The organism is Streptomyces sp. NPDC001204, assembly GCF_053598035.1.
Window position 1 is genome coordinate 73,782 of record NZ_JBSFJL010000032.1, and the last position, 13,555, is coordinate 87,336.

Genomic DNA, 13,555 nt, shown 5'->3' on the forward strand with positions numbered 1-13,555 from the left:
GATGGACCACAGCCGAGGAGACGGGGGAGACGGTATGAGCTCTGTCCACACCACTGCCTACCAACGGCTGGTGGCCGCCGCGGCGGGACTGAAGGTGCCCGACGCCGTCCGCCAGGTGGCCACCGCACCACCCCAGGACCCGCAGCCCGGCCAGATCTGGCGCGCCGTATGGGACGACACCATCCAGCTGCTGTTGATCACAGCGGCCAGCGATGATGACACCCTGCGCGCCGTGCCGGCCTCCTTCGAACGGTACGCAGACTCCAACACCTTGCTCCTGCCCGCCCAGGCGACCACCTTGGAACAGCCACTGGCCCTGTGGTGGGGCCTGGAAGCCACCCTTCCGTGGTGTGTCCTTGACCGGCAGGTCAGCGAGCTCACTAGCCGCCCTCCCGCCCTCACCGCCCGCACGCTCGCCGACGCCGTGCCCGGCACACAGTGGGGGAGCGGCACAGCCCCCTCCGCGCCGGCCATCGAGTACCGCGCAGTCCTGGCCGACCAGCTCGCACTCCTTGCCTCGGCACAGTGGGCCCCCCAAGGATCGGGAGGCCTCAACCAGCTGTTTCATGACCACGGCATCACCGCCCCGCAACTCGGAGCCGAACTGAAACTGCCGCCGCCCCAAGCGCTCGCCGTATGGAGAGGGCAACTCGCCCTGACCGCCGACCAGGCCACCACGCTCGCCGAACGCCTCGAGCAGCCGGCTAGCTGGCTACTCGAGGCCAACCCCGCTCTGCCGCCCGCCGTCGTGCACGAACTGAACCGCCCCCTGCGCCGCAAGCAGGTGAAGGCGCTCGCCGCCCAGCACGACGAGACCGAACGCGACGCCCGGCTGCGCGCCGCCTACGGTATCTACACGCTCGCGGCGCGTGACGACGACCGCACGCAGCCGAACTGGACGGCACGCACGGACCGCTACTTCGAACTGCGTCTGGGCGAATAAGGGGGCATACCGCGTGGTCAACTACGTGCTTGCCGGCGCCGCCCGGACCCAGGCCGCCTTGATGATCAAAGAACTCGAGGCGGCCCGTCCCGGCGCGGTTGAGCGCCTGGCACAAGGCGCTCTCGCGGAGCTGAGAACCTGGCCCGAGCTGACCGTCCTGGAGGTCGACGAGAATCTGACGGAACAAGGGTGCAGCGTCGCCGGAGCGTATGACTTCGGCCCGCCACCGCATCTGTCCGTCGCCACGTCCGCCAGCCTTGCACGGCGGGACTTCACCGCCCTGCACGAATTGGGCCACCACCTGCAGAAGAACAGCTTCGCCCTCATAGAGCCCTTCGGCAGGGAACCCGACGGCGGCCTCCTCCTGGAGGACGCGGCCTGCGACGCGTTCGCCGCCGAGATCCTGCTCCCCGCGCCCCTCGTCAGCCAGCACCTGGACGCCAAGGGACCCACCGCCTCGGCGATCGCCCAGCTGTGGCAGGCAAGCAACGCCTCCCGCATGGCGGTCTGCGTTCGAGCCGCCCAGCATCTCCCCGCGCCCGGACACATCCTCCTCCTCGACGCCACAGGACACCTCGCCTTCGCCGCATCCCACGGCCTTCCGCCCCTGCGACGCGGCAGTTTCCAAGGCGACATAGCCGTCATCGACCGCGCGCTGACCGGCCCCGGCCACGCACGAGGGCTGACCCAGGTCCGCTACCGCGACGGCATCCTCGGACGGGAACTGCACACTGACACCGCGCCCATGGACAGCTACCTCGTCGCCCTCCTCGTCACTGACTCCGCCCCCTGGCGCACCTTCACCCCACCCACTCCCGACACCGGCCCCCAGTCACGCGACTACATCTGCGCGAACTGCGACGAGGAGTACCGCTCCTTCGACCCCGCCTGCCGGCGCTGCCACATCCCCCCGTGCCCCGACTGCGGCCGCTGCGCCTGCCCGCCCCGCGTCACCGAGCACTTCTGCCCGGGCTGCTTCACCGTGCACCCACCCTCGATGTTCCCTGCAGGCAGTGACCGCTGTCTCAACTGCGACTGACGCCTCGCCACCCCCATCTGCACCACGTTCACCCCTACCCGCGAGTTACGTCGTCCGTCCCAGGCGAAGCACCCCACCCAGGGGTGCTTACGGAACCCGGGCGCCGGCCGCGGGCGCCGTCGGGACATCGCCGGCAGGAACAGAACGATGGCTATTCAGATCACTGCGGTGCGCCTGTCCGGCGGCACCACGCACGAACACATCACCCACCTGTGGTGGACCGAGCAGGCATCCGGCAAGACCGGCGACAACACGCGGGCGCAGATCGTCGACTGGATCGAGAACCAGGCCGGCAAGGCCTACACCAGCGACCGAGCCGGGCACCGCACGGAAGTCGCCGTGGTGACGCCCGCTCGAGGCGAGAAGTACCTGAGGACCCACGCCGACGGCGTGTGGACCAACAACCTCCTCGCCCTTCCCCGGCGCTGACCCGCCGCAACAACACTGCTGTCCGGCGCGCCGCCCCTGCGGTGGCCCGCCGGACGCTCGCCCCGCCCGGGGCACCTCCGGGCGAACACACGACCCCCTCACCTAGGAGGACCCATGTCTCAGGACAGCCACGGGCCCGCGCCCGTCACGATCATCGTCAACGCCCGAACGCACACCTGGGAGGCGAAGGAGATCACCTTCGAGCAGGTGGTCGACCTGGCCTACCCCGGCCAGCCGCCGAACGACCAGGACACCTACACCGTCCGCTACAGCCGCGGCCACGACGGCCACGGATGAGGCGACGGGCCGTCAGGCGGATTCCTGGCCGGGGCCGTCGGCACCGACCTCCAGGGCCTCGTCGACGAACTCCCGTACCAGCTGCCTGACCTGTGCGGCCGGCACGACCTGTTCCCACTCGGGGGTAGATGTGCATTGCCAGCAGCGCATTCGGAAACGGATCGATCCGTCTTCCTGAATCGCACCCCACGCGGAGTGGGACTGCTTCGCACACGGGCCGTGAGGGTCGGGCACGAACGTCTGCAGCACGATGTCGGGCTGGTGGCGCGGCGGCACAGTCCTGTCGCGGCGGCAGCCGTCGCACAGCAGGAGATGGCGGACCGCGCCCGGCTGGTGGATGAACCTGTGGCCGCCGCCTTCGTAGGTGTTGCAGCTGGCACACACCGGGCCGCGCACGAATCCGTGCGCGTGGCAGTGGTCCCAGTACACGGCCTGCCGCGGACTGAGGCACAACCGGCACAAGAATGCCTCCGGCTGCGAGTTCTTCAGCAGCGACGCATACAGCCGACCGCGCAGGTGGTCCTTGTAAGGGCGGGCGACGGAGGCGGCGCACGCGGGGCACAGGGTGGTGTAGCCGCTGTTGCTGGACGTGCGCCATTTCCGGACGTCTCCGGTGGCGTTGCAGCGGCTGCATCGGGCGGCCTGTTCGACGCACTCGGCGGCGATCTGGTCCGCTCGGTCGAGGAGGGCAGCGTAGGCGCGCGGGACCATCCAGGTGGTGCCGGACCACGTCAGCAGCGGTAGCGGGCTGGTGCACGCGATAGGCGACCGGCCGTAGCGTTCTTTGACCTGCTCGAAGGTCGCTCCGCACCCCAGCCCGTAGCGGTTGGGCCGGGTGCCGATGCACGGCTGCTGTCCTTCGCAGCGGCAGCCGTTGGCGCTCTGGTCCTGGTAGGAGATGTGCTCGAACCAGCGGTGGATCTGTGAGCGCCACGTCTGGTTGTGCTCGGCGGACGAGAGACGGGCGTCGACCAGGTCGTCGGGGTCGAAAGGGAGCGAGGCGAGCCGGTTGCCGGCCGCGCGGATGTCCCGGTCGTCCAGCCGCCACCGGCCCTTGTACTTGTAGCCGCGCACGGCGGTGTCTCCGATAAGGACGTGGTTGCTGATCTGGAAGGTGTAGCGGGACAGCGAGGCGGGCGCCGCGGGGACGGGACAGCCCTCGGTGAGTTCCGCCAGTAACTGGTTGGCGTACTCCGGACTGATCGATGCCATGAGCGTGTCTCTCCTTCGTGCGTGAGGGATGAGTGGGCGGGGTGTGTGGCGGTCTGTGGACGCCGGCGAGATACGTTCGGGGCGGAGTTGGCTGGTGAGGGAGCCAGGCACAGGGCCGGCAGATGTCACGGGCACGGCGCTGGCCCGGACCGCGGCGAGGGCACCGGTTCCCAGCCACCGGTCAGGAAGGCTGCCCCGGCCTCTTCGCAGATGCTGCGGGGACGGCGGCCGGTGAGGAAGCCGATGCGGTCGCTGTACTCGGTGGGCCGTACGGCCGCCCGGTGCACCGTCCACAAGCCATCGCTTTCGGGGCCGTCCGCAGCGGTGAGCCGGTGCAGCCACCGATCGAGGGGATCGGTTTGTGCGGCCGTCCTGGGTCTGGTGCGGGTGTAGGCGATCAGCCAGTCCGCGAGCCACGGCCTGCCGACCCGGCGGCTGATTTCCCCGAGCAGCAATTCCATTGCGGCGCCTGCCCCTTGGACTGCGGCGGTCTCGCGCAGCCGCTGCTGCCAGCGCGGAGCGCCGAGCAGCCGGGCCACGGCGATCGTCTCCGGGTAGGACACCAGGGCATGCGGCACCACGGCCGTCGGCATGGATCCCGTGACCGCGGCCAGTCGGCGTACACGGTCCTGCCAGACCGTCTCGGATCTCCACCCCTGTACTTGCCACGACCACACCACCGCCGCGGCGAGGGCCACCACGTCTGCCGCATCCGGACGGGCTCGTGCGAGAGCGGAGTGGTGTCGGTGAGCGGTGAGAACCTCGGGCAGGGTCTCCAGCGGAATGCTCGCCGGCCTCTCGGGATGCGCGAGGAGCCAGCGCCGGTGACGTCGGCAGACGTGCCCGGCCGTTCCCGGGTACACCAGTACCGGCTGTCCGGGCCGCCAGGCCCGCCCGGTACATGCAGGACAGGTTGTCACCCATGCCTCGCCCGGCATGTACCAGGCCGCCCGAGGGTTCTCGTCGTCCGCGAGCCGCCCGTGCGGGGCGGCGAGAGCGGGCAGCAGGCGGGTGAGCCGGGGCAGGGGAAGACCGGTGGAGCGGGCCAGGGCCGTTCGTGCGGGTGTGTTGAGGAACAGTTCCAGTCCGCTGCCCGGGGTGCCTGCCACCTGCACCCGGTGCGTGCCGCTCAGGATGCCCCGCAGCAAGTCCTGCGCGGGCAGGCCGTAAGGGGCGGCCATCCTCCGGAACCAGGAACCCGTCAGTTCCCCTGCTACGGGCGGGATACGAACAAGCGTGGAGGCGGGGGCTTGCACAGCATTGTCCTTTGCACGTGGGGGTGTTGAGGGCAGGGCAGGGGCGCGGCCGTGGCTCAGCGCCCCGTCGGAGAGGGGAAGGGGACTACAGGGCGGGCCCGCGGCGGGAGGCCGGGGTGGGGTCTTCCGCCGCGCCGGTCAGCTGCCGGGGCGTTGCCGCAGGGTGGCGCGCGCTCCGTTCGTGGCCTGGACGTCGAGGAGCACCTGCGACAGCTGTTTCTTCGTGATCGCGAGACTTCCGTCCAGGATGGAGCGGATCGCGGCCTCCCTGACGAGGAGGGAGAGACTGGCCATCACGCCGCCGGTGCGGAGATGGATGTAGGCGGCGTGGCGCACCAGCGTTCCAGGCCGGTGGTGGGCCAGCCGCAGCGCTCCCTCCATGTCGCCCAGGAGCGTGCGCCACGTCTTCTTCTGTTCCGGGGTGCCGTTGAGCAGCGGGGGAGTGCGCAGGAGTTTGCAGCGGGCGGCGAGTTGGGCGCCGCGGGGCCCGGTCAGCAGCGGTGAGTCCTCAACGTTGACGCCGGCCAGCACGAACGTCGCGGGTACTCGTTCCATCAGGGTCTTGACCTGGTCGGAGGTGTCGGCGCCGGGCCGGGTACGGGTGTTGAGCAGGTGCACGTCGTCGATGAACACCAGCCGGGTGCCCCGCTCGTACAGGACGTGGCACACAGCGTTGGTGATGGTGTGTTCGGTCATCCGGTCGTGGACGGGAATGCCGGCGAACCGGGCGAGGACCTTGGCCAGGTTCCTGGGCGTGTAGGTGGGCGGGACGGAAGCGAACAGCACGGGCATGGAGCCCTCCAGACCCGGCCGGCGGCGCCGTTCGCTCAGTTCGAAGGACCGACCGAGTTCCATGAGCGTGGTCGACTTTCCTGCCCCAGGCGGCCCGGACACAATCAGCCCGCGCCTGGCGGTGCCGGGCTGCTTGTTGTTCACCAGCAGAGTCACCCTCAGCTCCGCCTTCGCCCGCTCCATGGAAGGCGTCTTGAGGGTGACGAACTCCGAGTGGTAATCCAGCAGCCTCGTACGGTCCCAGGACGGGTCGTCCACCGGAGGGGCGGTCACCCGCAGACGGCTAACGTACTCCTGCCACCGGACGCAGTCCGTGACCGCGCCGGGAGTGGCATCGCCGTCGGAGAAGTTGCCGCCCACGGCAGCAGTTACGGCAGCCACTGGTCCTCCTCAAGGTCCTGGTCGCTGAGGATGAGAGACCCTCCCGAGACATCGCCGGCCTCCGGCCCGTCACCGACGACGTCCGCGTCCGCGTCGCCGTCCTCGTCCAGCAGGGTCTCGTCGTCGGGATCCGGTGCCGCGTACACACCGGCCAGCCCGAACGACGGGGCGAGCACGTCCAGCATGTTGATCTCGCCCGCGGGCACCGGCACGTTCTCCGAGGCGCGGGATTTCGCCATCACCCGCCGCTCCACGCTGGACAGCTTCTCCTTGCCCGCGGCCCGCCTGAGGAAGGCATCCAGGGCCAGGGCCAGTTCGGCCTCGTGTTCCTCACGCGAGCCGGTGCGCTCGACCACCTTGCAGATGTGTTCCCAGACGTGGTGCGTGAACGGGAGGGCGACCGAGCTGGTGTGGATCCACGCCACCTCACGGAAACCCTCCGGCAGCCGGACCCAGATCCGGACCGGATCGTAGGGGTTGTAGTGCACCTCCCACAGGCCCTTCTCCGCCCGCACCCCGGAGTCCTGCCCGCGGTGTCCGTTGAGGCAGATGCCGTCGTAGGTGCGGTAGTCGAACCGGATACCGGCATCGGTGATCGGCTGCCAGCGCACCGGCAGCAGCTCCACGAAGTCGTCCGCCGACAAAGGCACCGGCACGTACCCGGCGACGGGCAGCAGTGCCGCCCACATTTGGTTCGGGGTGAGAGTCTTCTTCGGCATCAGCGGATGCCGCAGCCCCGCGTGCGGGCGATGGTGCCAGTACACGAGGAACTCCTCCCACAGCTCCCGGAGTTCAGCCACGGTCCACAGCGGCTCCTGCTCGACCTTGGAGCCGCGCTCGCTCACGTTCGAGCCGGTGTAGCCGGGCAGCCACTGGCAGAACAGCGAATTGATCGAACCGAACGGCCTCTCCACATGGCCCTTGGCCGGTCCGTTGGCCGGAGGCACCGGCTGCAGCGAGATCCCCAGGCTCTCGCACGCGGCCCGGGTGGCCGCAGAGACGAACACCTTGCCCTGGTCGACCACGACCGTCTCCGGCACGATCACCGGACGGGCCGCCGCGTCCTTCAGCCGCTCGTCGATGCCGGTCAGCCGCTCGTGCGGCACGACCGAGGAGGCCATCGACAGCGCCGCGGACCAACCGGGCCGCATCACCATCGGCGTCATCATCTGCGCCAGCAGCACCGACACGTCCGTCAGCTTGCTCCCCACCGGCCGCAGCACCCCCCACAGACCGCGCATGGCCACATCCACGGCGATGGTCAGCTCCAGCCGCCCCACCACCCCGTCGTCCAGGACCACCAGCACGTCCAGCGGCGAACTGTCCAGCATCACGATCTCACCCGGACGCAGCGCCACAGTCGGGGTGAACGGCGGGGCCGGACGGCCGGCGCGGGCACGCCGCTGCGCCACCGTCCCCTGCAACCCGAGGGATGCCTCCACCGTGTCGAGGAGCCTGTTGAACGTGGACTGCGGCGGCACCTCGACCGCCCGCCGGCCGGGCTCGCCGTGGTGGTCGTCCAGCCACCACTGCACCTCCCCGCGCATCCGCTTCTTCCACCCCCGCGACCGGGAGCGGGAAGCCTCGACAGGCAGCAGGGCGCGCAGCGCCTCGACCACCCGGGGATCGGCGCGGACCAGCCGCGCCGAGCTGCGACGCTTCTTGACCAGCCCCCACACGCCGTCCGCGTGGTAGCGCGCACGCCACCTGCGCACCGTCGCCCGGCTCACGTCCGCCCAGCCTTGCGCGGCCAGTTCGTCGGCCTTCGCCTGCTCACGCTGGGCCAGAGTGGTGGACGCGGGATCGTACTCAGCTCTCACCGACGCCGCGCCGTCCGGGGTGGGACGCCCCGTCTCCACCTCGCGGACGTGCCGCTCCAGTTCGAACGCACGCCACTGCTCATCCTCGGACACCGTCGACAGCAGGCCCATCTGCGGTACCCGCAGACGCGGCGGACCCCCTACCGGCTCGAACGACGCATCGCCGAGCAACTCCGACAGCCCGAACACCGCCAGTGTGTCCTGCCCGTCCTTCTTCTCCGTCCCGGAGAGCCAGATCCGCGCACCGGACGCCGAGGCTCCCTCGATACCCGCAACGGTCCACTCCCGATTGTCGTAGCGCACGACAGTGCCGGGCCTGAGCAGGGGCCGGCTCACCGCCCGTCCTCCGCGCATGCCACCGCGACGGTCCGCTCGTGCAGCGGGCGTTCCAGCGGCACGCTCAGCACGCCCACCCACAATGCGTGGAACACCGACGGCCACACCGCGATCGGATCACCCAGCAGCCGCACCCCCTCGGCCAGCGCCGTCGGCGCCCGGAAACACTCGGCCACCTCCGGCAACCGGTCCTGCGCATACCGCGGATGCCGGTAGCCGGCAAGCCAGCGCACGTTGGCCTCCACCACGGGCTGCGGCGGTCCGATCAGACGGTAGTGCCAGCCTGCGGCGACCGCAGCACCCTCCAGGTGGGCGGCCCGCCAAACCAGTCGCAGCCCCGCCCCGAACCGGCTCGCACAGTCCACCAGCAGTCCGCTGCCGTCCGCCAGACGGGCCATCAGGTGCGGCGCGTGCGACACGGTCCTGCCGCCCCGGCCGTGCCACGACAGCTCCACCGGCCGGCAGGCCAGAGCTGTCACCACCGGATCGTGGTCCAGCATCATGAGCTGCGTGCGCATGGCCTTGAACCCGTGGTGCACCAGGCACCTGTCGGTCGCGGACCAGTACCAGCCCGGCGCCGAGCGCCGCCCCTTGCAGACGGGGAACCGCCGCACCGGCAGGCACTCCTCCAGCCGCTGTTCTCCAGCCGTCTCCAGCCAGGGCAGTTCGCGCTCGGTGCCGTCAGGGCGGATGAACCGTGCGGTCATGTGTGCCGGATCAGCCAAGCGACGGCCGATGCTCAGTGGCGGCCGGGGATCAGCTTGCTGGTGTGCTTCGAAAGACAGAGGGATCACGAACAACTCTCATATATGCAGGGAAATTGGTATAGAAGGCACTGTTTGGAAGGCAGGACAGGCGTTTGGGCACACGCCGTGGAGACGCCAGTCGGACCCGCGACGGCGAGCCGTGGCTCGCACGCCGCGCTCACACCAACAAGGCGCGGCGACAAGAAGCGGAAGCAGAGCGGCTCCAGAACCATCACCGATGGGAGCACTGTCGCCGCCCGGAACGCGGGCAAGATTCCCGGCTGATCGCTTGCAGGGTCGCGCCCAGCGGCCTCTACTCGCAGCGGTGCCTTCCTTCAGCCGCATACCGGCCGCGGACTTTGGGGCAGGATCAGACATGATGAGCTCTGCGCACGGCATAGCACCGTTCGTGAGGGAGCTTGCGCGTCACCCGATTAGGCATGCCTGCCAAGGCATTCGGCTCTCGTGTAGTTCCTCGCCCTGGACCGGGTGCCCAGCAGATCCTGTCGCGCAGCGGTCGTCGGCATGAGCGTTCACAGGAGACAGGCAAGAACCATTCCACTCGCTGCCTTTGCGCTTCCCGACTGCCCTAAGGCCAACTGGAGCAGCCGCAGCGGATCAAGGCAGGTCGCCAAAGAGGGTGTCCTGGACCGGTGGCGCGTTGCGCGGGCGGGGGAGCGGGCGGCGCTGGTCCTCCGGCGGCGGGGGCGCCCCGGCCGCACCGTCGGTCAGCGCATACCGGCAAGCAGCGCGCAGGTCGGGCAGCTCGAGCTGCGCGCCCATGAAGCCCAGGAAGTCCGCGACGCTCCAGTCGATGAGGGCGCCCTGCCGAGACAGATACAGCCCCACGGATTCGATGGAGTAGCTGTTGCTGTAGTCCAGCAGAAGGTAGCCAGCGAGCTGGTAGAGCTCAGCGCGGCCCATCCGCTCGGGGCGGATAGTGGCTTTACAGTCGATCAACTGGCCGCGGAGGATGAAGTCGGCGTCGGCTCCTCCTACATGGAGGCTGCCGTCGAAGACGGGCCCGCAGACGCGCTGCGCGGCGGGCAGCTGCCGTAGGCCGTCGAAGGGCCCGGGATGTGCGGCAAGCCTCATCTGCTGGCGGATGTCGTCGACGATGTAGGGCGGTACGGCATCGACGATTTCATCCAGCGTTGCGCCTGGCCAGCTGGAGCCCAGGCTGTTGCCGCGTATCCATCCCACGTGGCGGAAGATCGCTTCGAAGCTCGAGGCGACGTGGCACAGCCGCACCAGACGGTCCTCCGTCTCGGAGTCGAACGCCAACGGCTGGCCGTCGCTGCTTTCGTACTGGTCCAGTTCTTTCAGTAACACCGCGCCCGCCGCCTGCACCGTGCTGATGACGTCAGGAGCCGGCCAGCCGTCGTCGTCGATAGCCGCCCGCACGATGCCTTCTCTGATCGGCTGGCCGGTGGGCGCTCCGAGACTGATCCGCAGCCGGTGGTCGATCGTGTGACCCAGCATCCGGTACTCCGGTCGCTGCCCCACGCCGGCAACAGGGCCCACCGGCGCCGGATAACGGACCAGGCGCCTGCGGTAGTCAGATAACAGGCCATCGACGCCCGGCAGATGCTCGGTGAGGAACCGTGACATCGCTGATGTTGGTTCCTTGAGGGACGAGGTGAGACTCATAGGCGCATCCTGGCGCACCCTTCCGGCAGCACATGCAGCGTCTGGCTGCGGTACCGGGCGGTAGCCGAATCTTCGCGCCATATCCGTCGTACCGGCCGCACCGACGCATTGTCAGACCCTGCCTCTACAGTGCCCCTCTCCTGCGTAAGGACGCGAATCAGAACTCCCACCCTTGCCCGTCAAAAGTGCACTCTAACCTGCGCTGATGGCCTTTCGAACGCCAAGTCGAGGCGGAATATCCTGCCGGTGACCAGCAGCGAGCCGGACTTCCAGCCAGGGCCCGTCGACTACAGGCAGACGGTGGACTACCACGTGCTACACGCGTTGAATCCGGGCAACACATAGGAACAAATGACCGAAAGAATCACGTCGCCCTGCGAGCCCGCTCTAGGTTCGAGACGTGTCCGGCACGCCATCCGTGCCAGGTCCACGTTAGGTTCGTACACCGTTTGCGTGCCTGCCCTGTTGGCGCCAATGCCGCTACCGCGGCCCTGGCCCCGCACATATGCGCACGCGCCCGCTTATCACCGGTGACAGGCTCACCCTGCCAGCACTGTGCACCACGGGCAGCAACGCGATGAGCCGTAACTGATGATCTCGACCATGTTGCCGGACGGTCGACGGGAGTCCCAGCCCAGAGGCTCCGTCGTCGCGCGACATCACGCCCGGAATCTCAGTAGAAGCCGGCGAGGCGGGTCCCCCTCCGGGCCGATCACCATCTACCCCGTCCCTGGCTGCCGCGCCCGCCTACCGCGCCTCATATAAGCCCTAGGTAAGCACCTCTTGCCCCGACATTGACCCGGCCTCGTGGACCAGCAACGCCGACGAGCCCCGGCGAGCGGCGCCGGCAAGAGCTTCCGGTTGACGGACCGGAGAGAGGGACAGCACCGCCCACGCCACCAGCGCTTGCCGCTTCCTCTCATTTCCCGCCTCCCGCCATATCGAGAAAGAACAGACGATGAGCAGATATCCCGCGATCGACGCCCTCCTCGCCACGCGTCGTCCTCTGCCTGCGCCCGCCGAACGCAGCCGTCTGCGTACCAGTCTCGCCCTCACCGCTGATGCAGTAGCCCACGCGATCGGCATCAGCCCCGCCACACTCCACGCATGGGAAGAGGGACACGCCGAGCCGCAAGGACACGCCCGCGCCGCCTACGCCTACTTCCTCACACACGCCCGCACCTGCGCCGCCGACCAGACCCAAGCCGCCGCCGATCCCCACCTCGCCGTCAACCAACCGGCGCCCGACACCTCCACCGAACTCCTGCCACAGCACGCCCCCTGCGTGCTGTGCGGAAACCCGGCCAGCCAGCAAGTGGACGGCTATCCGCAACACCTCACCGCTGCCGAGTGCGCCGAGGCAGCCACCCCCTTGCCGACCCTCAGCCTTCCCAAGCCTGATGAGACACCACAGCCCCCGATCCCACACCGCCGCTCCGGTGCCTCACACCGCTCCAATACCCCCCAGGACTTGATCGGGGAGACCGTCGCCGCAGCCCTGGCCGCCCACGACGGCGATCAGCGCCAAGCCATCGCAGCACTCACCGCACGCGCAATCCCCGACGCCATGCGGCTGCTTGACGCGTGTCGAATCGGTGCCCGGTACGACATCGTCCGCCGCCCCGCACTACCCGAGACACTCCGTAAGTCGTCCCTGCACGCACCTGACCGCGTCTGGGAGGCACGTCCCGACTGGCAGCGCCCGCAGGCACCAGACCAGACGGACCCGGTGGCGGCGCTCAACGTTAACGGTGCCTACCTAGCCGCTTTGAAGACCCATCTTCCCCTCGGCCAGCTCCAGCCCACAGCCCCTCACCCGCATGACCGGCGTCGTGCCGGCATCCATCTCATCACCCCCTCAGCCTGGGAACACGGCGCCTACCTGCCCAGCCCTCTCGGACCGCGCCTTGAACCTGGACCTGTCTGGATTACCGAGTCCACTCTGCGGCTCCTGCTGCGCTTATCGAGCTCCAAGTACGCACTGTGTGACCCGCCGGTCATCCACGAGTCCTACACGTCCGGGTCCACCGAGAACCTGCTCGAGAAGTTCCGTACCACCCTGCGTGACGCACGGGCCCGCGCCCTCGACGAGGACGACGCGGTCACGCTGGAGTACGTGAAAGCCTTGTACTCCCAACTCGTCTCCACCATGGGGGAGACGACATCCAACATGGATCTGCGCCGTCCCGACTGGATGCACATCATCTGCTCCCAAGCCTTCGCCAACCTATGGTCCAAGGCCTACAAGGCATATGCCGAAGGCCTGACCCTTGTGAAGGTATGCGGCGCTGACGAACTGCACCTGCAAGGACAGTGGCGACAAGTCTTCCAAGAAGGCCGGGACCTCACTCAGGTCAAGCTGAAGGACACCTACCAAGTCGCAGCGCTGTACCCCGAGGTCGAGCCGGAACGGCAAAAGAGGTGCAACGACCCGTATATCGAGAAGCGGCGCTATGAGTACGCGGGTGGGCGCTACGTGGGCTGTCGCAGCTGCGGGGGAGACCTGTGCACCTCGTGCCGGACCGCCCACCTTGCTCCGGCCGACGTTCCATACGAGTACAACGACGACAACCTGTGCCCGGCATGCCGATAGACGGCTCGGCGGCAACCACCATGGGGCCGCGACCACCGACGCCGCGTGGTGTAGGGCGGCC

Annotated in this window: 11 protein-coding genes; 5 read left to right on the plus strand and 6 right to left on the minus strand. The window is 68.9% G+C overall.

The features are described from left to right. Window positions 1–34: 34 nt before the first annotated feature. From ACWC91_RS32895 to ACWC91_RS32910, 4 genes are all read left to right on the plus strand, one after another. Window positions 35–943, plus strand: a complete 909-nt coding sequence (locus ACWC91_RS32895; protein WP_450641759.1) for a hypothetical protein — start codon at window positions 35–37, stop codon at window positions 941–943. A 13-nt stretch (window positions 944–956) separates the two neighbouring features. Then, the gene (locus ACWC91_RS32900) at window positions 957–1,982 is read left to right on the plus strand and encodes an ImmA/IrrE family metallo-endopeptidase (RefSeq protein WP_450641760.1); all 1,026 of its coding nucleotides are present in this window, start codon (window positions 957–959) and stop codon (window positions 1,980–1,982) included. Between the two features lie 147 nt (window positions 1,983–2,129). After that, window positions 2,130–2,411 carry a DUF3892 domain-containing protein gene (locus ACWC91_RS32905; RefSeq protein WP_401791303.1) on the plus strand — a complete coding sequence of 94 codons (282 nt, stop codon included), beginning with the start codon at window positions 2,130–2,132 and terminating at the stop codon, window positions 2,409–2,411. A gap of 114 nt (window positions 2,412–2,525) precedes the next feature. Further along, entirely contained in the window at window positions 2,526–2,708 is a 183-nt protein-coding gene (locus ACWC91_RS32910; protein WP_450641761.1) for a multiubiquitin domain-containing protein, read from the plus strand. Between the two features lie 12 nt (window positions 2,709–2,720). Here ACWC91_RS32910 and ACWC91_RS32915 read toward each other — a convergent pair whose 3' ends face one another. The 6 genes from ACWC91_RS32915 to ACWC91_RS32940 form a co-directional block, all read right to left on the minus strand. Further along, window positions 2,721–3,920, minus strand: coding sequence for an endonuclease domain-containing protein (locus ACWC91_RS32915; protein WP_450641762.1), 1,200 nt, complete (start codon window positions 3,918–3,920; stop codon window positions 2,721–2,723). A gap of 125 nt (window positions 3,921–4,045) precedes the next feature. Then, entirely contained in the window at window positions 4,046–5,176 is a 1,131-nt protein-coding gene (locus ACWC91_RS32920) for a TniQ family protein (RefSeq protein WP_450641764.1), read from the minus strand. A 138-nt stretch (window positions 5,177–5,314) separates the two neighbouring features. Next, complete coding sequence (locus ACWC91_RS32925; protein ID WP_281156591.1) at window positions 5,315–6,349, minus strand: ATP-binding protein; 1,035 nt, start codon at window positions 6,347–6,349, stop codon at window positions 5,315–5,317. Further along, entirely contained in the window at window positions 6,337–8,505 is a 2,169-nt protein-coding gene (locus tag ACWC91_RS32930; RefSeq protein ID WP_281156590.1) for a transposase, read from the minus strand. Before ACWC91_RS32930 ends, ACWC91_RS32925 begins: the two co-directional genes overlap by 13 nt. Further along, window positions 8,502–9,212, minus strand: a complete 711-nt coding sequence (locus ACWC91_RS32935; RefSeq protein WP_281156589.1) for a TnsA-like heteromeric transposase endonuclease subunit — start codon at window positions 9,210–9,212, stop codon at window positions 8,502–8,504. Before ACWC91_RS32935 ends, ACWC91_RS32930 begins: the two co-directional genes overlap by 4 nt. A gap of 657 nt (window positions 9,213–9,869) precedes the next feature. After that, the gene (locus ACWC91_RS32940; protein WP_281156588.1) at window positions 9,870–10,901 is read right to left on the minus strand and encodes a hypothetical protein; all 1,032 of its coding nucleotides are present in this window, start codon (window positions 10,899–10,901) and stop codon (window positions 9,870–9,872) included. A gap of 958 nt (window positions 10,902–11,859) precedes the next feature. On the opposite strand from ACWC91_RS32940, the gene ACWC91_RS32945 reads away from it, so the two are divergent. Next, complete coding sequence (locus tag ACWC91_RS32945) at window positions 11,860–13,494, plus strand: helix-turn-helix domain-containing protein (protein WP_281156587.1); 1,635 nt, start codon at window positions 11,860–11,862, stop codon at window positions 13,492–13,494. Window positions 13,495–13,555: the final 61 nt, after the last annotated feature.